Raw genomic sequence first — 18,865 nt, 5'->3', positions numbered from 1 at the left:
CGGCGATGACCGCCTATGACCGCGCCCACGCCTCCCTGCTGGGGCTGGCACTCGGAGACGCCCTCGGGTCGCAGTTCTTCATCCCCGCCAACCGTCCCGCCTATGAAGAGCAGACCCTCCCGCCCCCTCCCTGGGAATGGACGGACGACACCGAGATGGCCGCCTCGGTACTGCTCGTCCTGTCTCAGCATGGGCGCATCGACCAGAACGCCCTTGCAGCGGCCTTCGCCGAACACCACGACTTCGACCGCGGCTACGGGCCGTCCACCAACCGGCTGCTGCGCCTGATAAGAGAGGGCGGCGACTGGCGCGTCCTGGCACACGAACCGTTCGACGGGCAGGGCTCCTGGGGGAACGGCGCCGCGATGCGGGTCGCGCCCCTCGGGGCCTGGTACGCCGACAACGTCGAGAAGGCCGCCCGCGAAGCGGAACTGTCCGCCGCCGTTACGCACCCGCACCCCGAGGCGGTAGCAGGCGCGATAGCGGTCGCAGTAGCCGCCGCCATCGCATGCGAACGGCCCTCCCCCGGCGCCTTCATCGACACGATCCTCCGGCACGTGCCCCACGGGAACGTCCACGACGGCATCCAGGAAGCGCGGCGGCTCCTGACCGTACGGGATCCCGCCCTGGCCGCCTCCGTCCTCGGCAACGGCCGCCAGGTCGCCGCCCGCGACACCGTCCCGTTCACGATCTGGGCCGCCGCCCACCACCTGGACGACTACGAACGGGCCTTCTGGACCACCGCGGCCGCCGGCGGCGACATCGACACGACATGCGCGATCGTCGGGGGGATCGTCGCCGCCCATACCGGCCTCCCCGCCTCCTGGCTGGAGGCGTGCGAACCCCTGCCGTACTTCCTGGGCTGACGGTCAGCCCAGGATCGCGTACACGGTCGAGGCTCGGGCCGCCGGCTCGTCCTCCCCATCGGCGGTCATCGTCACATCGGCGAACGCCAGCGTCCGCCCCAGCTTCGTGATCACCACCTCGACCAGCACGTCCTTGCCGGCCACCGGCCGCTGGAACGTCGTGTTCTGCTGCACCGTGGTCATCGGCACGAACCCGCCCCGCGCCGCCGACACCGCGATCACCGTCGCCGTGTCGGCCGCCGCCATCAGCGCCTGCCCGGACAGCCCACCGCCCTCCCGGGCCAGCCGCTCCGACCAGGGCAGCCGCAGCACCGCGCGCCGCTCCCCCACGTCCTCGACCTTCAGTCCCAGGTCCCGGACCCAGGGCGCGAAATTCTCGCGCAGGATGTCATCGCCGTCCGCGGGCTTCACCGTCACCCCGCCATGATGCACGCTGAAGGCATGCGTGAGGAGATCTTCCTGCCCGCCACCTACGCCGCGGGCGTCCCGTACGAGGCGTTCCGGCGCCTCCGCGCCGAGGCGCCCGTCTGCCGGATCCCCGAACCCGCCGTCGGCCCCTGGCCCGCCGGCCCCGGCTACTGGGCCGTGTTCCGGCACGCCGACGTCAAGCACGTCCTGCGTTCCCCGGACCTCTTCTCCTCCCACCTCGGCGCCACCCAGATCCGCGACCCCGACACGCCCGAGGACCTCGAGTTCGTCCGCGCGATGATGCTCAACCAGGACCCGCCCGGCCACTCCCGCCTCCGCCGCATCGTCGCCGCCGCGTTCACGCCGCGCGCCGTCCGCGCCCTCGAATCCACCATCGAGGACCGCGCCCGCACCCTCGTCACCGCCGCCCGCGGCACCGAACTCGACTTCGTCGAACTGGCCGCCGACCTGCCCGTCTGGACGCTCGCACGGCTCATGGGCGTCCCCGACGAGGACCGCCGGCTCCTGTACGACTGGGCCTCCCGGGTGATCGGCTACCAGGACGCCGAGTACGCCGGCCTCTCCACCGCCGACCTGGACTCGCTGACCCCCATGGGCCGCACCGCCGTCCGCTCCCGCCCGCACTCCCCACATCGCCCCGACGGCCGCCCGATGAACCCCCGCTCCCGCGCCGCCCTACGCGACATGTTCGCGTACGCGCACGCCCTCGCCTCCAGCAAACGCCAAGGGGACGACATCATGTCCCGAATGCTCGCGGGCGGCCTGACCCCCGACGAATTCGAGAACATGTTCTTCCTCTTCGCCGTGGCAGGAAACGAAACACTCCGCAACGGCATCCCCGGCGGCCTCCTGACCCTCCTGGAAAACCCGGACCAACTCCGAAAACTCCAGGAGGACCCCGGCCTCCTCCCCGGCGCGATCGAGGAGATGCTCCGCTACTGGCCGCCGGTCATGGACTTCCGCCGCACCGCGACCCGCGACCTGACCCTCGGCTCCCAGCACGTGAAGCGCGGCGAGAAAGTGGTCGTCTACCACGCCTCCGCCAACCGCGACGAGTCCGTCTTCCCGTCCCCCGACGTCTTCGACATCACCCGCACACCGAACGACCACGTCAGCTTCGGCTTCGGCCCCCACTTCTGCCTCGGCGCCCACCTGGCCCGCGTCCAGATGCGCGCCCTCTTCCGCCAACTCCTCCCCCTGAAAATCCACCGCACCGCCCCCGAAACCCGCCTGGCCTCCAATTTCCAGAACGGCCTAAAACACCTCCCAATCTCCCTCCACTGACCCCAACCCCACTCATCTGGACGCCCCCGTCCAGCGCCTCCCCTCAGGCCCTCATGTTCACCGCGACCACGGGCCTCAACACGCCAACACACATCGAAGACCTCGGACGGCTGGCGCGGCAGTGCGGGCAGCGTCCCCGACCGCGCCGGTGCCGTGCCGGACAGCCGACCCGGGTACCGGGGCGACGCGCGCAGCGCTCCCGGCCGCGCCGGGCTCGCGCCCAGCGGGCGGGGCACGAACGGAGGATGGGGCGGGCAGGCCAACGGCTCCGACGGCCGGGGGACGGGCGGGGCGGCGCCAGGGCCGACCAGGCCGAGCGGCCCTCCGCCCGTGCGGCCGGGGCCGTCCGGTGGGGCGGCGGAGCGTCCGCCCGCAGGACAGCAGGGGCCCGGCCGTCCGCCGGTCGCCCCGAACAGCCCAGGACGTGCGCCGCTCCCTGCCCCCGGTTTCGGGCCCGGGAGCCCGCCCACTGCACCGCCGGATGGAACCTGGTCGACGAGGCGGCCCTCGGTCGTCCCCGAGCAGCCCAGGTTCACGCCCGGCAACGTGCCCGGCACGACTCGCCGCGGCCCCCTCAGCAAGGGCAACATCACCACGGAAGTCGCCGTCCAGGGCCTGGAGATCGTCTACCGGCGGATGCTCGCCAAGAACATGGCCTGGCTGGTCGACCGGCTGACGCACGACAAGACAGCCGCCGGCCGGTACCTCGCCGAGTACGAGGAGTTCGAGGGCATGAACTGGTCAGGGCGGCTCAGCCGGGACCTCAGGGACTTCCTCGGCCTTGACGACAAGGAGTTCCTCAACGACTACTTCAACCCCGAGTTGAGGAAATACCTCATGGACCTCCACTGGCCCGAGCCGGAGATCGGGATGAACCCCAACGACCGGTACGCGCTCTACCAGTACCGCGCCGGCCAGGAGGGCAGGAACCTGGACCTGCTGCTTCGCGACCGGACGGCGGAACCGGCTCCCAGGACCGGCCCGAAGCGGGATCGCGACGAGGACGAGCCGCGGTCGCGGATCAAGTCGGGCAAGGTCACCAAGGGCAAGGTGGGCAGCCACCTCGACGACGACGAGCCCAAGACCTACGGGCGGCAGGGCGCCAGTTCCAACACGGTCGATCCGGACTACGGCAACAGCGGCCGCGAGTCGCAGGCCAGGAAGCGGCAACGCAACAGCGACAACGGCAGCTACGACTCGCACAACGACGGCGGCTCCTCGGGCGACGGCTCGTCCGGCGGCGCGCCGAGCGGTGGCGCGCCTCCGGCGCCGACGCCCAGCGGAGGCGGTGCCCCGTCCGGCAACGCCGCGCCCGGCAGCGGCGGGCCGCCCAGCGGCGCCGGTCCCGCGCCCGACCCCGGGCACGGCAAGCTCAACAAGCTCGACGCCGACCCGCCCTCCGGCGGAGGCGGCGGCGATCCGTCCAAGCGGGTCTGACCCGGCACGATGAAACCCGGAGGCCCGCGCCGCACGGCGCGGGCTTCCCGTATTCAACCCAGAACGCCCTGCCCGCAGGCAGGGGCCACGCCGACGCCGCGATCCGCCTCACTCCCCACCGTCCCGGGCGCCGGTTTGGCACTCCCGCGAAGGAGACCACCGCGACCCCGGATCGCCCGCCGAAGCAACGAACGCGCCTGCCGCATCCGAGGCGACGGCAAGCCAATTCACGCGCGAGGCGACGCCGACGGCCCGACTCGCCGCCCGCCAGGGGTCGGTCGCGCGTCGCTTCGAAACTCGGCACTCAGCTGCAGGAGGTCACCGGCTGCGCAGGCACTCGGCCACTTGATCGATCGCCGAGGTGGGCCAGCTGATCGACGTCCAGCCGTCGGCCCGTGCCGGGACCGACCGGACTGCTTCGACGCCGGCCAAGATGGTCATCAGCGCCGGCGCCGCGTCCGTTCGTACGGTGACCCATGCGCGCCCGGCATTGATCCTGGCGAGACGTGGGATCTCGTCGGCTTCGGCCCCCGTGGTTCCAGCGAGAGTAGCCTCGCCGCCGTCTTGGCAGCTCAGGAGCGTCTCGTAGCCGAGCTGCCACAGAGTGGCGACGACGGGCACCATCAGCGTGTCGATCTCGACGCGCTCGCCGTCCGGTGCCGTCAAGGTCTGCGATGGATGATGCTGGAGAGCGCCCACGCGTGTTCTCCAATGGAGAGGCTCCCGCCACTGTGCCTGGTGTGCGCGGCGAGTTCCAGTTCCCTCGTGGCCAGAGGTCGGTCCTCCCGGTGCCCGCCGGACTTGCCGCCAAGGCCGTACCTTCCGGCTGGTGCGTGGCGTGCTGGTGGGGTGGGCGCAGAGCCCGACAGTTACTCCAGCCGCCTTCGCATCAGGGTGCAGATCGTCTCGTAGCGGATCACCGAACCGTCCGGCGCTTCTGCGTCCCAAGCTTCCGGCCTGCGGTCATAGGCCACATATCCGAGTCGTTCATAGAGGGCGCGGGCCCTGGGATTGGACTCTTCCACTCCCAGTTCGGCCCAGTAAAGACCCCTCTCAAGAATCCGCTTCTCCGCGGCGCGGACCAGAGCAGTGCCGATCCCGCACGACCGCAAGGCCGGATGAACCGAAAACTGCCACAGCGATCCCGCTTCCGGGGAGGGTGCGTAGTCGACTCCGCCGATGGCCACCGGGAGGTTGGACGGAGGGCAAATCGCCAGGTAGTCCACCTCGCCACGGTGCCTGCGCTCCAGCGCGTCGGCGACATGCGCGAGGTGCGTGCCGGAACCGGCCCACGTGCACGACGGCAGGTCCTCATGGACCAAGTCACGTACCGAAAACTCCACGACGACGCTCATCACCCGCACCACCTCCCCTCCGCCAGGGTGCCGACCTCCACTTCCCGGGACAACTCGTTTATCCATGGCTCGGGTGACGCCGCTTTCGCCTGCGCCGTTGGAGGACGGTGCGCCCCGCGATCGAACCGGGACGTGGGCCGCTGCCGACTGTGCCGCCGCCTGTGAGCACAGAGCGTGCTGCCTCCGCGTTGAGTGAGGCTGTCAGGTGCGGCGGGCGTGGGACGCGAGGCGGTCGGCGAGCCCGATGACGAGGTCGCGCAGCTCATCGGGGCGTTCGATGACGAACGGCCGGTCGAGTGAGGCGAGTAGCGCAGGCAACCAGTCGAGCCGTTCGGCCCGCAGCTCGACCCGGTGCCAACACTCGGTTGCTGGATCTTGTTCTGTGGTGGGTACGAGCTCTTCCACGGTCGCGATGGAGACGGGAAAGCGAGCGCGGAGCTGCTCGACCGTCCCGTGGATCCGCAAGGTCACCTCGTGCCGGTACGGCGCTGCGGCGAATCCCGACAGGACGCGCTGTGCCGGGTCCGGCCCGGCGGGGGCCTCGAAGGTGCCGGGCTGGGTTCTGGCCTCGGTGACGCGGTCGAGGCGGAAGGTCCGGTTCTCGCCGATCGCGGGGTCTGCGCCGGTGACGTACCAGCGGCTCGAATGGCTGACGATCCCGTACGGATGCAGGGTGCGGTCGCTGCGCCGGCCATGGCGATCGGTGTACCTGAACGAGACGGGCCGGTGGTGGCGTACCGCATCGGCGATGGTCAGCAGGGTCCCGGCGTCCGGAGCGGCGAACTCGTGGGGCGGCTTGGTGAAGGCGAGGGACCGCTGGAGCGCGTCGAGCCTGTGGGCGAGACGTTCGGGAAGCACCCGCCGGATCTTGGCCGCCGCCGTCTCGCTTGCGGTGTCCGCCGCCGTCGCCAGCCCCGTACGCCGGCCGGCGATGAGGCCGAGCAGCACCGCGAGCGCCTCGTCGTCGTTGAGCATGAGCGGCGGCAGGCGGTAGCCGCGGGCGAGGCGGTAGCCGCCGTAGCGGCCGCGCACCGCCTCGACGGGGATGTCGAGGTCGATCAACTGGTCGACGTACCGCCGCACGGTACGGCCCTCGACGCCGAGCCGGTCGGCGAGTTCGGCGATCGTCCGGGTGCCGCCCGACTGCAGCAGCTCCAGCAGGACGAGCATGCGGCCGGTGGGTCGGGACATATTTCTCAGCCTACGACCGATAGTGGACCGATTCTGTCCACTATTGCGCCTAACGTGCCCAAGCGCAGACCCCACGAACCTAGGAGGAACGCCATGGATTTCGTTTCGATCCGCATCATCACCGATGACGTCGCACGCCTCGTCGAGTTCTACGAGAAGGCCACCGAGGTGAAGGCGGTCTGGTCCACTGAAGACTTCGCCGAGCTCACGACCCCCGGCGCCACCCTGGCGATCGCCGGCACCCGTACCGTCCCGCTGTTCGCTCCAGGCTCCGCCCGCCCGGCCGACAACCACAGCGTGATCATCGAGTTCCTGGTCGACGACGTGGACCGCACGTACTGGAACCTGACGGACTTCATCACCGACTTCGTCACCGAGCCCACCACGATGCCCTGGGGCAACCGGTCGCTGCTGTTCCGCGACCCCGACGGCAACCTCGTCAACTTCTTCACCCCGGTGACCCCGGCCGCCGTCGCGAAGTTCGCTCGCTGACGCCGAACGGACCACCCGCGTTCCACCCGAGCCCCGAATCCCCGAAGCCACGGCGGAGGGCAAGTAGCGCCGCGTCTCCTGTGAGGCACACTGGCCGATAGCTAGAAGGTCGGTTTCGCGGAGCATGCGCATTACCGTTGCGGGTGACGGGCGGCCCGCCCCTCTTCTCGCCGGGACGCCTAAATGAGCCGGCCAGGTCGGCGTCGCCGCCGAACATCCTCGCGGCCTGGTCCGCAGCTCGCCGCGAAGAGCCGGGCGCCGATCAGCGCTCGTGAGGCCTATCCCTCTCGTTCGATGCCGCGATGGGCGGCGGAGGCCATGCCGAGCCAGGTGTGGGGGTTGCCCGCCCAGCACCAGCCGAGCTTGGGGGCGTTCTGGCTGATCCATATCGCCGGGACGCGGCGGTCACCGGAGCGCGAGCCGCCCAGGGAGAAGCATTTGTTCTTGACCAGGACCTCCGGGAACTGGGTGATCACGGCGATGCCCTCCTCGATGGTGAGAAGGGTCCGTCCCCTGGTGCCGATGGCGGCCATGGCGTCGTTGGGGACGGCGCCGCAGAACTCCTCGCCGCGTTCGATGCCGAACAGCAGGTAGACCGGCTGATCGGGGAGGTCGACCTCCTCGATGGCGACGAAACGTTCCAGGGATCCCGGCTCGAAGGAACGGTCGACGAAACCGGGCTTGGCCTTTCCGTACAGGGTGGTGCGCGGCATCATCTGCTCGATCGGGACGACCTGACGCTTGACCACGAGGAGGAAGGACAACCGGCCGGCGTCGGGCTCGTGGCCGAGATCCCCCGCGTTCACGGCGTTCACGGCGACCGGCCGCAAGGGCGCGACCAGGGCGTGGAACTGCTCTGGGGTCATGCCGGCCATTGCCGGGTATTCGCGCTCGACCAGATTGTGGACCTGCCGGTCGAATTCCGTGCCCGCGTCGATGGTCGTCTGTGGCGTCATGATTCCCTTTCGTGCGATCCGTCGGTACCGGCCGGGGCGTTTCACCCCTTTGAGGGGTCAGTGGGTGATACGGGCGAGGGCGCCGGTTTCCAGCGCCGTCCACAGGGCGCCGTCCGGCCCGAGGGTGATGCCGTGGGGTTCCGAGCCGGGCGTGGGCAGGTCGTACACCTGGATCACGCCATCGACGCTGATGGAGCCGACGCGGTTGCCGCCCCACTCGGTGAACCACAGCTCGCCGTCAGGGCCGGGCGTGATGGCGTGCGGCCGGGCGGCCCGGTCGGGCAGCGCGAACTCGGTCACCCGTCCATCAGTTGTCATGCGGCCGATCTGCCCGGCGGCGATCTCGACGAACCACAGGGCGCCGTCCGGCCCTGCGGCGATGCCCACCGGTGCGGCGGACTCGGTCGGCAGGGGATGAACGGTGATCGTCCCGTCCATGCCGATCCGCCCGATCGCGTTGGCCTGGTTCAGGGTGAACCACATCCCGCCGTCCGCGCCCGCGGTGATCGCGGAGGGGAACGCGCCGGGTACGGGGAGCGGGAACTCGCTGACCCGGCCCTCGGCGGTGATCCGTCCGATCCGGCCGGCGGCGGTCTCGGTGAACCACAGCGCCCCGTCCGGCCCGGCGGCGATGCCGAACGGGCCGCGGTCCGGGGTGGGCAGCGGAAACTCCGAGACCGTGCCGCCTGTGGTGATCCGTCCGATCCGGTGCGCCTGGTACTCGGTGAACCACAGCGCTCCGTCCGGCCCGTGCGCGATGATCGTCGGCCCGCACGCCGGATCGAGCCGGTAGGTCGTGGGCCCCTCCCCGGGGACGAGCCGGCCGATATGGCCACTGTGGACGAGCGTGAACCACAACGCACCGTCCGCTCCCGTGGTGATCGCGTACGGGCCGCCACCGCGATCGGCCACGTCGTACTCCTGGATGATCAACGGTCTCCCTCGCGACGGTGCCGGACGGCGATAGTTTCGATGTCGGCCGGGGTTCCGGCCATGATGGTGCGGGCGTGCTCGGTGACCAGGTCGGCGACCTTGGTCCTGGAACGGTCCCACCCTCCATCCGGGCGCCTCTCGTGATCAACATGATTTCGTACCGATCGAACCCACGCGTCGATGAGAACGAGTGGAGCCGCGAGACAACGAGATCTTCCTCCCTGGACGGAGGAATCGCACTTCAGCCGTACCGCCGAGCGGCCGCACATCTCCCAGGCCCACGCCAGCCAGGCGACCAGAAGACAGGAGCGCCGCATCAGCGCCCGGCTGTACGACCGCACCAGCCGCAGGGTGCGCACATCACCTCCTGCCGGAGAACACCCGTACGTGAGGCCGTGGAGCTGCTCTACGAAGGTTCCCGGAATACGCGACACAGGATGTCGTGGTTCATTGGGAGGCTGATCAACATGACACGCAAGGCGGTGGCCAATGAGCCGAACGACCTGGGCAAGTACTTCGTCGAGCGCGCTAATGCGGGCGATGTCGACGGGATGGTGGCGTTGTACGAGCCGAACGCCGTGCTGGCGTTTCCGCCGGGCAGCCTCGCGACCGGACACGCGGAGATCCGCAAGGTGTTCGAGCAGATGGTCGCGGCGGGGACGGTGATCTCGCCGGGCAGGCAGCAGCCGGCGCTGGTGAACGGCGAACTGGCACTGACGGCGACCACGCTGGCCAACGGCGAGGTGACCGCCGAGATCGCCCGTCGTCAGCCGGACGGAACGTGGCTACGGGTCGCGGACCGACCGCCCGTCGTAGTCCCGTAGCGAGGCCTCGAATTCCGGCGCCTCCAACGACTCTCTCTACGTCCGGCGGCGCTTTTGGTGGCGGCGCTTGGGGGTGGAGCGCTGGCGCGGTGGCTTCTTACGGGCGGCGGGCTGTTGCTGCGGATTGCGGCCGCGCGAACTATTGGGGGTGCGGCCGCGGACGATGCCGATCAGTTCCTCCATGAGGTCGGTCGTCACGGCTTCGAGCCAGGCCAGGCCGATCTGGGACTGAGGGGCGTCCGTCACGGTGCGGTAGGTGAGGTCTTTGCGGTGGTGGAGGCGGGCCAGAGACTGCGGGAGCAGCAGGACGCCGGCCCCCGACGCCACCAGCCCGATCGCGTCGGCGGTGCTCTCAGGCCGGGTGAAGGCGGGCTGCCCGGGACGGGAGCCGTCCCAGGGCAGGACCTCGTCGAGCGGTTCGAACACGTCCTCGTCGGCGAGATCGGCGAGTTCGACCTCCTCCACCGCGGCGACCGCGTGATCCTTTGGCACCACCACCACGGTCGTCTCCAGGTACAGCGGGATGACATGGAGGGCCTCGCGGTCGACGGGCAGACGTACGAACGCCGCGTCCACACCACCCTCCCGCAGCAGAGGGACAATGTCGGCGGCGGGTGTCTGCATCAGCCGAAGCGGCACATCCCGCACCCGCTCGGCCCAAACCCCGGCCCACTTGCCGGGCGTTACCCCCGGTACGTAGGCCAGCCGGAACTCACCATTGGTCACTTCCTCAGCCTAGTCACGTCCAGGCAGTTCCTTTCCGTGGCTACGCTTGAGGCCATGAGCACGTCCAAAGCAAAAACCCCGCAGACCATGAAGTCCGCGACCGCGGCCAAGAAGCTGGGGATCCTGCTGTCGGCAGCGCCGGCCGAGTTCCAGGAAGGACCTGTCTCCCGGGACGAATTGAACGCGCTCCAGGCTGACCCGCCCTCTTGGCTCACCGACCTGCGCCGCGAGGGCCCCCACCCCCGCCAGGTCGTCGCCGCCAAGCTCCGCGTGTCCATCTCGGGTCTGGCCCGCGGCGGCATCACGGGCCCCCTCACCACAGCCGAGATCGAGGACCTGAAGGCCGAGAACCCCGACTGGCTGGGACGCGAGCGAGCCGTCCAAGCCAGAGTCCGCGAAGAGGAACTCCGCCTCAAGCAGCGCGCCAAGGCCTGATCTCACCTCTGGCCCATCGAGGTCCGCCGCCGCGGCGCTCGCATCGGTTGGCGACACCAAGCACGCTGCGGCCTGACATCGCCGCCAAGCCGGGGCCGCCCGCGGGCGTCGTGGTCTGCTCAGGGCAGCAGTGCCAGCTTGCCCATGGTGGCCCGCGCTTCCAGTTCCGCGAGGGCTTTCGGCCCCTCGGCCGGCTCGTACACGGTGGGTCGGCCGGGACCGAGCACCCCGGCCGCGAGAAGCGAGAACAGCTGGCCCATGACCTCGCCGAAGATCTGCGGTGCCGCCAGGATCAGGGTGCCGGTGTTCAGGCCGATGAGGTGGAGCTGGTGCTTGTAGACCAGTTCCCAGTTGGTGATCGCGGCTTCGCCGCCTGCCACGCCATAGACGACGACCCGGCCGGTGATCCGTGCCCTGCGCCAGGCGCTGGACCTGTTCTGGGAGCGGGGTTACGAGGGGACCTCGCTCAACGACCTCGCGCAGGCCATGGGGATCGCCTCGGCCAGCATCTACGCCTGCTTCGGCAGCAAGGAAGAGCTGTTCCGCAGGGTCATGGGGCTCTACGGCACGACCTCAGGCGAGCCGCCCCGGCGCGCGCTGCACGAACACCTCACCGTGTCACCCGCCGGCCTCGACGCCATCGCCCGCTACTACACCACCGTGGTGCAAGGCCACTCCATACAAGCCCGCGACGGCGCCACCCGTGCCGAGTTGGAAGCGGTCATCACATGCGCGATGGCCGCCTGGGACACGCTCACCTCCGCGCCGTCCCACCCGGCGAGCTAGTCGCTCACCGGCATGCCTAAAAATCCTCCGGGTGTAGTGGCTGGGCGATCCTGAAGCATGCATCCTGAAGCTCGCCAGGGGACGCCACTCGCTCGGCAAAGAGTTCGAAGTTCCTGTGCCGTATGAATCGATCCGGGAACTTGACGGAACGGAACGAGGCCTGGTTCGGGTCGATTTCCGCCGGCTCGAGGACGTACGTCGATTCCTCGATTACCTGGGCTTTGACCTGAGGATCCGTGATCCCGGTGAAGAATTTGCTATGTATGCGGAAGTTGTCGAATGTCGCGATGTGCAGGCAGAATCCCGGCGGCGCGACTGCTCGCACCAGCATTCCCTGCTCGCCGAAGTTCAGGTTGCGGCCGGTCCACTGGAACGTGGCATTGCGGCGATCCTCTTCGGTCTTGATCTCGGCGATGTCGACGAGTCCGCCGTGGTCGATGATGAAGAAATCGGGAAGGTTGTTAGAGAAAAGTGAAAGCTTGTGCGCAGCCATGATTCCCCCGTTTCATGATGCGTACATTTCAGTTTCTGGCGTACTGGAATGCCCGACTCGGCATCGACGGCGCCCCTACCTCGGGCGAGCGTGGGAGCCGAAAGTCTGTCACTTTTCCAGCGTCCGTACGCGTGATAGCACTACCTCCATCATGCGCCGCCAAGGGCATGAACACCAGGCGCGGGGAGCAGCGGGACTCAGAGCCGGCCAACGTGCCCGTCACTCTGTGGACGGCTGGTCCGGATCGGTGGTTTCGAGCACGTGGAAGAGGCGCAGGAAGTCGAGCCACTGCCGGGCGGCCGTGGCTTGGGGGCGGCTACGAGGGTTGTAGCACAGCTCGGGATGCCGTAGGCCGAGGCCGTACTCGTCGATGAACCCGAAGACATCGTCGTGCAACGGCCGGAGCCGGTTCGAGGGGGAGGGTTCCAGGCCCGCGATCTGACCGGTCACGCGGTGGAGGAGGAGTGCGGCCTTGAGGTGGTACGTGCCGATATCGAACCAGTGGTGCGCGTCGTCGGGATCAAGTCCCAGCTTGGCCAACCGGCGGGGCAGCGTTCCGGTCTGGTCGATGATCCGATCTTCGGTGTGCAGCTGGATCGGGCCCAGGGTCGCCGGGCCGAGCATTTTGACCACGCGATACAGCGATTCGGTCGGTTCGGGAATGCGGACCAGTTCGATACCGGGGTCGACGCCGAACCCGAGATGGTTCAGGTTCCAGTCGTCGATGGCTCCGGTGGATTGGAGAGCCCGCTGGTCGACCTTCTCCAGCAACGCGACCTTGCGGCGGAGCGACCGTTCCAGGTCGCTTGCCGGGCCCCGCCTCCACGCGTCCGGGATCTGTGGGGTGAGAGGCGGGACGTACTGAGCCGCCCACTGCTCCCCCAACTCGGTCAGCTCGGCCTGAGTGACGAAGCCGTGCGTCAGCAGGAACTGTATCCATTCGTCGTCCGCGGTCGGCAGGAGCGGTTGCGCGGCCGGGTCCTCAAGGATGATGGGATGCTTGGGCCCGATGGCGTACTCGGCGAAGAAGTCGAGGACGCTGCCGGCCAGCGGACGCAGCCGCAGCCGTCCGGCCTTGAGGTCCCAGGCGCTGACCGTGGCGACCGTGCCCGTGTCCGCATGGACGTAGATCAACGCTTCGAAGCACTTCGCGAAACACAGCCACTTCCGTGGGTCTTCCACGCGCAGACGCCATTCGCGGAAGTCGTCGGCAGCGGTGTCGATATCGTCGGGCTCGTGGAATCTCACATTTCCGATCCGCGGAGCATGAGTGATCTCATAGAGCTGGCGCAGTCCGACTGGAAGGTCGGTCGTCCGTCCGGGCGGCAGGTACCACCTGTGGCCCATCTCCTGGGGTAGAACGGCACGAAGACGATCGATTCGTTCGCGAACTGCCTGCTCTGTCACCACAACGACATTTCTATCAGCAACGGTTTAATCGGCAGGGCGCTTTGGGGGAGCGGCCTGGACGCGCCGTATCCGTCGCTGGTCAGCGGGGTCGGTGCAGCCGGACGACTTAGCCGACCCGAAGAGGGACGAGCCGGTGGTGCAGAGCGCTGCGTGCGGAGTCAGGGGTGTGCCGGCCCAGCAGTAGCTGGATGTTCAGCCCGTCGGCGAGGGTGATCAGGGCGCCTGCTTCCTGGTGGGCGTCGAGGTCGGGGCGGGCGTGGCCGTGGGTCTGTGCGGCGCCGATGAGCAGCGCGATGAGTTCGGCCAGGCCGGTGTACTGCTCGCGCTGGGCGGCGGCCAGCGCCGGGTCCAGGGCGGCCTGGGCGGTGAAGGCCAGCCAGACGCGGGTCTCGGCCCGGCTCGGCGGGTCGAGCGCCAAGGTCGCGGCGAGGGTGTGTTCCAGCGTCGTCATCGCCGTCGCGGGATCGGCGGTGTCGGGGACCTGGGCCTGGACGCGTTCGGTGATCCGCCGGTTCATGTACTCCATCACGAAGGCGACCATCTGCTCCTTGGTCGAGAAGCAGCGCTGCACCGCTCCCATGGACACCCCGGCCCGTTCCGCGGCGTCGCGCAGGGTGGCGCCTTCCATGCCGCGCTCGCTGATGAGGTCGAAGACCGCCTGCGCGATCTGGCGGCGTCGGCTGTCGTGGTCCACCTGTCTAGGCACCTCCGAAGTCTAAGTGATGCGATTGCATCGGAACGATGCTAGGTTCCGATGCAAGCGCATCGGAACGACCGATGGTGTCGAGAAGGGGTGTTCGCATGACGTCACGACGACCGGGCTCGAACGGCCAGAGCGCCCGCTGGATCCTGGGCGCGCTCCTGTTCGTCCAGGGATTCGGATCGGCCGTCACCCAGTCGCTGTGGGACTCCAGCTTCGGTGTGGCCGGCCTGGCGCGCGCAGCCGGGCTGCCGCAGTGGACGGACCTGCTGCTCGGCGCCGCCGGTGCCGTGCTGCTCGCCTGGGCGCTGGTCTGGCACGCCACGCGCAGGCGGGAGCGGGCCCGTGCCTGAGCCGGGAAACGCCTTTTCGCCCGCCGGGGAACGGCCAGGACGGCTCCAGCGCCGGCAGTTGCTGCGGGCGGCGACGGTCCTGGCCGGTACGGGCGGTGCGAGTGCCCTGCCCTCGGCCGCCGGTACGTCGGCCGCAGCCGCTCCGGCCGGTCTCGGCAAGCGGCCGACCATCGTGATCGTGCACGGCGCCAACGGCAACGCCTACTCCTCGCCAGGGCGGCCTTGGCGGCGGCGATGAACTCGGGGTCCGCCGAGCGCCAGTTGGTACGGCTGACACCGAGCTGGCCGACTACAGCGACGCGGCGTTCCTCGCTGCCCTCAACGCCTTCGAACCCGACGAAGCGGTCGCCGTCTCCACCGGCGACGCCCGCGGCAACCCGGCGACCTGGGGCCGGATTCCGCGTACATACATCCGCTACACCCGAGACCGGGCCATCCCGCCGGCCCTCCAGGACCGGATGATCGCCGAAGCGGACGCGGCCACCCCGCGCAACCGCTTCACCGTCCGTTCAGTACACGCGCCTCACCTGGGTCCCGAGGACCCCTATGATCTCGCCGCCGTCCTCAGCGAAAGCCTTGAGTGACAGTCCTTGAGCAAGGCGCCCGCCCGGCGGCGCAGGTGGGCAGGGCGGGACTCGCACCGAGTCGGCGGGCCCAGAACCCATTCGCGATCAAACCTTTCCCAGGAGCCACGGCCGGGGGTCACGGTCCGGTCTTGCTGCGTTCGTAGTGGCGGGCGGCCTTGGCGCGGTTGCCGCAGATGGCCATGGAGCACCAGCGGCGGGTGCCGTTCTTGGTGGTGTCGTGAAAGTGCAGGACGCAGTCGGGGTGCGCGCAGGGTTTGATGCGGCCGGGGCTGTCGGCCAGAAGCCGCAGGTAGTCGGCGGCGGCGAGCCAGGACGGCAGCCATGCGGGATCGTCGGTCCGCGGATGGTTCTCCGGGCCGTCGGGACCGAGCCTGGGGTGCAGCGCCCCGTGCGCGAGGATCCGATTGAGCGCCTCCGCCGTTTCGGGGGTTGAGCGCCGCTCCACGAGTTCGAGAAGGATGCCGCGAGTCTCGACGGTGGCGTCGAGCGTCGCCTGGTCGGCGGTCGCGCGGTCGTCCAGCCCGGCCGAGTGCAGCCAGACGGCCAGTCCGCCGGTGGAGTCGAGCAGATCGCGATGGACGCCGCCGTCCACCCATCGCGTGTTGATCACATCGAGGCACAGCGGCTCGCCGATGAGCGGACGCGGGTCCGCCGCGACCAGCCGCTGGGATCGATCCTTCGCCTGCACGCCCCTGATTCTATCCGGCTATCGCAACTTAGCCGGTTGACGATCACGATCTAACCCTCTATGTTTCATTAGCCGGTTAGGTCGAGTCGGGCGAGATCGCCCGGGATCACGAGGTGTGTCATGGAGACGGTCGCCATCAAGGCCCTGCAGACGGGGCACGTGGGCGTGAACGTGACCGATGTCGATCGGTCCCTGCCCTTCTACGAGCGTGTCTTCGGGCTCGAGGTGCAGGCCGAGGGCAAGGAGGACGGACGCCGCTGGGCCTTCCTGGGACGGGACGGACGGCTGATGCTGACCCTGTGGCAGCAGAGCGACGCCGCCTTCCAGACCCGGACGGCGGGCCTGCACCACCTGTCGTTCCAGGTCGAGACGGTCGAAGAGGTCAAGGCCGCCGAGCGGGTGCTACGCGAACTGGGCGCCGGGTTCGTCCATGACGGGGTCGTCCCGCACGGCGAAGGCGCCTCCTCCGGCGGGATCTTCTTCACCGACCCCGACGGGATCCGGCTGGAGATCTACGCGCCCGCCGGAGCCGACACCGCTCCCGCCCCGAGCGGATCCGCCCCCACCTGCGGGTTCTTCTAGTCCTCGGCAATCTCTCGACGAGAGGAGGCCGCTGTGGCGGCCGACGTCTACCACGAAGGCGAACGGGCCGCCCAGCGGCGCGCCGGCCTGCTGGACCAGGGCGAGTTCTCCGGCCGCGCCATCCGCGCGGAGATCCCCGAGGTGGCGCGTAGATTCCTCGCCCAGCAGCCGATGGTGGTGCTCGGCGCCGCCGACGGCGATGGACGGATGTGGGCGGCGCCGCTCACCGGACCGCCCGGATTCCTGCGCGCCGACGACGCCCGCACCATCACGATCGACGCCCGCACGGGACCGCACGACCCGCTGCGCGACCGCCTCACCGAGCCGGCACCGGTGGGCATGCTCGCGATCGAACCGTCCCGGCACAGGCGGATGCGGATGAACGGCCGCGCCGTCCCGACCGCCGACGGCCTGCGCATCGCCCTCGACCAGGTGTACTCCAATTGCCCCAAGTACATCCAGAAGCGCGAATCGCGCTGGGAGCCGACCTCTCCCGGCCGGCCGCGGCGGTCTCGTTCCCTGAGCGGCGAGCAGCGAGAGTGGATCACCGGTGCCGACACCTTCTTCATCGCCACCTCTGATCGCGAGGGCAACGCCGACGCCTCCCACCGCGGCGGTGCCCCGGGCTTCGTGGAGGCGGTGTCGCCGACCGCGCTGCGCTGGCCCGACTACGTCGGCAACGCCATGTTCAACACCCTGGGCAACCTGGAGGTCCAGCCCCGGGCCGGGCTGCTGTTCCTCGACTGGCGCACCGGCGCCGTCCTGCAGCTGACCGGTACCGCGCACACCGACTGGGAACCCGCACGCGCCGCCGCCGTGCCCGGCGCCGAACGGCTGGTCGAGTTCACCATCACCGAGGTCATCGAGATTCCGGACGCCGTCCCGCTGCGGTGGAGCGAGCCGGTCTTGTCCCGCTTCAATCCGCCCGTTCGCCCTGCCGGGGAAGCGCCGTGATCCCCACCGCCCGCAACGACGTCGCCCAGGCGCTGATCGGCAGGGCACCGGCGCGTCCGGCCGCGTCCGTCATCGTGTCCGCGACCGCGGCCGGTGCCGTCGCGCTCACCCTCCTGGTCGCGATCGGTCACGTTCTGCACCGCCCGGTCCTGGTGCCGCCCTTGGCCGCAAGCGCCGCCCTGGTGTTCGCCGCGCCCACCCTGCCGCTGGCGCAGCCCCGCAACGTCATCGGCGGCCAGCTCATCTCCGCGCTGGTCGGTTTCTGCGCCATCGCCGTCGGCGGGTGGACGCTCTGGACGGCGGCCATCGCCGGCGCCCTCGCCATCGGCGCCATGGCCCTGGCCCGCGCCCCCCATTCCCCTGCCGCCGCCACCGCGGTCATCGTCGTGCTGACCGGGCCGGAACCCGTGACGTTCCTGCTCCTTCTGGCATTGGCCACGTCCGTCATCGTCGCCGTCGGCGTCATCGCCACACGCCGCGGCTATCCGTCCTACTGGTGGTGATTCGAGGACGGACATCGAACGCCATGCTCTTCCGAGTTCCGTGCGGACGATGAAGTCGGCCACGCGGCGTCGTCGATCGCGAGCCATGGCGCGGCGGCCACGGCCGTGGGGGTGAGCCCGGCGAAGGCATTGATCTCGCGGTGGAGGTGGGACTGGTCGACGTAGCCGGTCTCAGTGGCGACGCGGCTGGCGGTATGGCCCGCGGCGAGAAGGTGAGCGGCATGGTCGAAGCGCACTAGCCGGGCGACGCGTTTGGGGGTGAGGCCGAGTTGGGACCGGTAGCGCGACCACAGGCGCTTGCGGCTCCAGCCGACCTCGTCGGCCAGGCCGTCCACCCGCAACCGTCCCCGGCTGGTGAGCGTCCGTCGCCAGGTGTGGGCGACCTCGGGATCGACCGGCGAACAGGCACCTAGCCGCCGGCCGAGGATATCGACCGCGATGGTGAACCGTTCGTCCCACGACGCCGCGGCGCGCAGTTCGTCCTCGATCCGCCCGGCATCGCGGCCCCAGACATCTTCCAGGGCCGCCACTGTGCCGGTGAGCTCGGTCGATGCCCCCAGAACGGCCGCTGCCGCGACCGGTGACAGCCGGATCTGCAGGCACTCGCCGTTCTGACCCCCTACCCGAAGGCGGCCCGGGAGGAGCCCGGCGACGAAACTGCCGCGCAGCCGCAGCCCGGCGGCGTCGCAGGCGATGGCCCCCTCATCGCTCAGGTCGAGGACCAGGGTGACCGATGGGTGCGCCACCATCGCGATGTCCACGGGTGCGGGAACGCGGTGGCGGAACCCGGCCATACTGACCCCGGGCAGCCGACCCGGCCGGCGCGGGACCGCGACGTCCACCCATGTCCAGTCGAACGGTGCACCGGGCGACGGCATGTG

Annotated in this window: 26 protein-coding genes; 13 read left to right on the top strand and 13 right to left on the bottom strand. The window is 69.8% G+C overall.

From position 1 onward, the window contains the following. Positions 1–5 precede the first annotated feature (5 nt). On the top strand, positions 6–866 hold the full coding sequence (locus tag AB0881_RS14310) for an ADP-ribosylglycohydrolase family protein (RefSeq protein ID WP_366617145.1): 861 nt from the start codon (positions 6–8) through the stop codon (positions 864–866). Positions 867–869: 3 nt separating this feature from the next. Here the strand turns inward: AB0881_RS14310 and AB0881_RS14305 are convergent, their stop codons facing one another. Next, positions 870–1,283 carry a PaaI family thioesterase gene (locus AB0881_RS14305; RefSeq protein ID WP_366617143.1) on the bottom strand — a complete coding sequence of 138 codons (414 nt, stop codon included), beginning with the start codon at positions 1,281–1,283 and terminating at the stop codon, positions 870–872. A gap of 24 nt (positions 1,284–1,307) precedes the next feature. On the opposite strand from AB0881_RS14305, the gene AB0881_RS14300 reads away from it, so the two are divergent. Together AB0881_RS14300 and AB0881_RS14295 are read left to right on the top strand one after the other, a co-directional pair. Further along, entirely contained in the window at positions 1,308–2,579 is a 1,272-nt protein-coding gene (locus AB0881_RS14300; protein ID WP_366617142.1) for a cytochrome P450, read from the top strand. A gap of 546 nt (positions 2,580–3,125) precedes the next feature. Further along, positions 3,126–4,016, top strand: coding sequence for a hypothetical protein (locus AB0881_RS14295; protein ID WP_366617141.1), 891 nt, complete (start codon positions 3,126–3,128; stop codon positions 4,014–4,016). Between the two features lie 318 nt (positions 4,017–4,334). Here the strand turns inward: AB0881_RS14295 and AB0881_RS14290 are convergent, their stop codons facing one another. The 3 genes from AB0881_RS14290 to AB0881_RS14280 form a co-directional block, all read right to left on the bottom strand. Then, on the bottom strand, positions 4,335–4,715 hold the full coding sequence (locus AB0881_RS14290; protein WP_366617139.1) for a hypothetical protein: 381 nt from the start codon (positions 4,713–4,715) through the stop codon (positions 4,335–4,337). Positions 4,716–4,885: 170 nt separating this feature from the next. Next, complete coding sequence (locus AB0881_RS14285) at positions 4,886–5,371, bottom strand: GNAT family N-acetyltransferase (RefSeq protein WP_366617137.1); 486 nt, start codon at positions 5,369–5,371, stop codon at positions 4,886–4,888. A gap of 201 nt (positions 5,372–5,572) precedes the next feature. Beyond that, positions 5,573–6,562: a YafY family protein gene (locus AB0881_RS14280; RefSeq protein ID WP_366617136.1), complete on the bottom strand. Its 990-nt coding sequence runs from the start codon at positions 6,560–6,562 to the stop codon at positions 5,573–5,575. 93 nt (positions 6,563–6,655) lie between these two features. On the opposite strand from AB0881_RS14280, the gene AB0881_RS14275 reads away from it, so the two are divergent. Next, positions 6,656–7,054, top strand: coding sequence for a VOC family protein (locus tag AB0881_RS14275; protein ID WP_366617134.1), 399 nt, complete (start codon positions 6,656–6,658; stop codon positions 7,052–7,054). Between the two features lie 278 nt (positions 7,055–7,332). Here the strand turns inward: AB0881_RS14275 and AB0881_RS14270 are convergent, their stop codons facing one another. Both AB0881_RS14270 and AB0881_RS14265 read right to left on the bottom strand, forming a co-directional pair. Beyond that, complete coding sequence (locus tag AB0881_RS14270) at positions 7,333–8,010, bottom strand: DUF5701 family protein (RefSeq protein ID WP_366617133.1); 678 nt, start codon at positions 8,008–8,010, stop codon at positions 7,333–7,335. A gap of 57 nt (positions 8,011–8,067) precedes the next feature. Next, positions 8,068–8,922, bottom strand: coding sequence for a virginiamycin B lyase (locus AB0881_RS14265; RefSeq protein ID WP_366617132.1), 855 nt, complete (start codon positions 8,920–8,922; stop codon positions 8,068–8,070). 201 nt (positions 8,923–9,123) lie between these two features. On the opposite strand from AB0881_RS14265, the gene AB0881_RS14260 reads away from it, so the two are divergent. Further along, positions 9,124–9,405 carry a LysR family transcriptional regulator gene (locus AB0881_RS14260; protein ID WP_366617130.1) on the top strand — a complete coding sequence of 94 codons (282 nt, stop codon included), beginning with the start codon at positions 9,124–9,126 and terminating at the stop codon, positions 9,403–9,405. Then, positions 9,339–9,767: a nuclear transport factor 2 family protein gene (locus AB0881_RS14255; RefSeq protein WP_366617129.1), complete on the top strand. Its 429-nt coding sequence runs from the start codon at positions 9,339–9,341 to the stop codon at positions 9,765–9,767. Before AB0881_RS14260 ends, AB0881_RS14255 begins: the two co-directional genes overlap by 67 nt. A gap of 36 nt (positions 9,768–9,803) precedes the next feature. On the opposite strand, the gene AB0881_RS14250 is transcribed toward AB0881_RS14255, so the two are convergent. Beyond that, positions 9,804–10,493, bottom strand: a complete 690-nt coding sequence (locus AB0881_RS14250) for a LysR family transcriptional regulator substrate-binding protein (RefSeq protein WP_366617127.1) — start codon at positions 10,491–10,493, stop codon at positions 9,804–9,806. A 54-nt stretch (positions 10,494–10,547) separates the two neighbouring features. Between AB0881_RS14250 and AB0881_RS14245 the strand changes: the two genes are divergently transcribed. Next, a complete protein-coding gene (locus AB0881_RS14245) occupies positions 10,548–10,928 on the top strand; it encodes a DUF5997 family protein (protein ID WP_366617125.1) in 381 nt (126 codons plus the stop codon). 119 nt (positions 10,929–11,047) lie between these two features. On the opposite strand, the gene AB0881_RS14240 is transcribed toward AB0881_RS14245, so the two are convergent. Beyond that, positions 11,048–11,308 (bottom strand): hypothetical protein, encoded by a 261-nt coding sequence (locus AB0881_RS14240; protein ID WP_366617124.1) that lies wholly within the window; start codon positions 11,306–11,308, stop codon positions 11,048–11,050. Positions 11,309–11,330: 22 nt separating this feature from the next. Between AB0881_RS14240 and AB0881_RS14235 the strand changes: the two genes are divergently transcribed. Then, on the top strand, positions 11,331–11,714 hold the full coding sequence (locus AB0881_RS14235; protein WP_366617122.1) for a helix-turn-helix domain-containing protein: 384 nt from the start codon (positions 11,331–11,333) through the stop codon (positions 11,712–11,714). A 16-nt stretch (positions 11,715–11,730) separates the two neighbouring features. On the opposite strand, the gene AB0881_RS14230 is transcribed toward AB0881_RS14235, so the two are convergent. The 3 genes from AB0881_RS14230 to AB0881_RS14220 all read right to left on the bottom strand — a co-directional run bounded on the left by AB0881_RS14230 (position 11,731) and on the right by AB0881_RS14220 (position 14,323). After that, the gene (locus AB0881_RS14230) at positions 11,731–12,207 is read right to left on the bottom strand and encodes an AbfB domain-containing protein (protein WP_366617121.1); all 477 of its coding nucleotides are present in this window, start codon (positions 12,205–12,207) and stop codon (positions 11,731–11,733) included. A gap of 219 nt (positions 12,208–12,426) precedes the next feature. Continuing rightward, positions 12,427–13,455 (bottom strand): hypothetical protein, encoded by a 1,029-nt coding sequence (locus tag AB0881_RS14225; RefSeq protein ID WP_366617120.1) that lies wholly within the window; start codon positions 13,453–13,455, stop codon positions 12,427–12,429. 268 nt (positions 13,456–13,723) lie between these two features. Next, positions 13,724–14,323: a TetR/AcrR family transcriptional regulator gene (locus AB0881_RS14220; protein ID WP_366617118.1), complete on the bottom strand. Its 600-nt coding sequence runs from the start codon at positions 14,321–14,323 to the stop codon at positions 13,724–13,726. A 95-nt stretch (positions 14,324–14,418) separates the two neighbouring features. Here AB0881_RS14220 and AB0881_RS14215 point away from each other — a divergent pair, with 95 nt between their 5' ends. Then, complete coding sequence (locus AB0881_RS14215; protein ID WP_366617117.1) at positions 14,419–14,670, top strand: hypothetical protein; 252 nt, start codon at positions 14,419–14,421, stop codon at positions 14,668–14,670. Then, on the top strand, positions 14,663–14,908 hold the full coding sequence (locus AB0881_RS14210; RefSeq protein WP_366617116.1) for a hypothetical protein: 246 nt from the start codon (positions 14,663–14,665) through the stop codon (positions 14,906–14,908). The genes AB0881_RS14215 and AB0881_RS14210 overlap by 8 nt, the downstream gene beginning before the upstream one ends. Before the next feature lie 464 nt (positions 14,909–15,372). On the opposite strand, the gene AB0881_RS14205 is transcribed toward AB0881_RS14210, so the two are convergent. Further along, positions 15,373–15,945 (bottom strand): CGNR zinc finger domain-containing protein, encoded by a 573-nt coding sequence (locus AB0881_RS14205; protein WP_366617114.1) that lies wholly within the window; start codon positions 15,943–15,945, stop codon positions 15,373–15,375. 120 nt (positions 15,946–16,065) lie between these two features. Between AB0881_RS14205 and AB0881_RS14200 the strand changes: the two genes are divergently transcribed. From AB0881_RS14200 to AB0881_RS14190, 3 genes are read left to right on the top strand one after another with little or no spacing between them, the layout of a single operon-like run. After that, positions 16,066–16,527 (top strand): VOC family protein, encoded by a 462-nt coding sequence (locus tag AB0881_RS14200; protein ID WP_366617112.1) that lies wholly within the window; start codon positions 16,066–16,068, stop codon positions 16,525–16,527. Positions 16,528–16,560: 33 nt separating this feature from the next. Then, positions 16,561–17,481, top strand: a complete 921-nt coding sequence (locus tag AB0881_RS14195) for a pyridoxamine 5'-phosphate oxidase family protein (RefSeq protein WP_366617110.1) — start codon at positions 16,561–16,563, stop codon at positions 17,479–17,481. Beyond that, entirely contained in the window at positions 17,478–17,984 is a 507-nt protein-coding gene (locus AB0881_RS14190; protein ID WP_366617108.1) for an HPP family protein, read from the top strand. The genes AB0881_RS14195 and AB0881_RS14190 overlap by 4 nt, the downstream gene beginning before the upstream one ends. On the opposite strand, the gene AB0881_RS14185 is transcribed toward AB0881_RS14190, so the two are convergent. After that, positions 17,972–18,862 (bottom strand): helix-turn-helix domain-containing protein, encoded by an 891-nt coding sequence (locus tag AB0881_RS14185; RefSeq protein ID WP_366617107.1) that lies wholly within the window; start codon positions 18,860–18,862, stop codon positions 17,972–17,974. The genes AB0881_RS14190 and AB0881_RS14185 overlap by 13 nt on opposite strands. Positions 18,863–18,865: the final 3 nt, after the last annotated feature.

This window comes from Spirillospora sp. NPDC029432, from assembly GCF_040703975.1.
Taxonomy (GTDB): domain Bacteria; phylum Actinomycetota; class Actinomycetes; order Streptosporangiales; family Streptosporangiaceae; genus Spirillospora.
The sequence above is the reverse complement of the archived record's forward strand: the minus strand, read 5'-3'. Positions and strand labels throughout refer to the sequence as shown.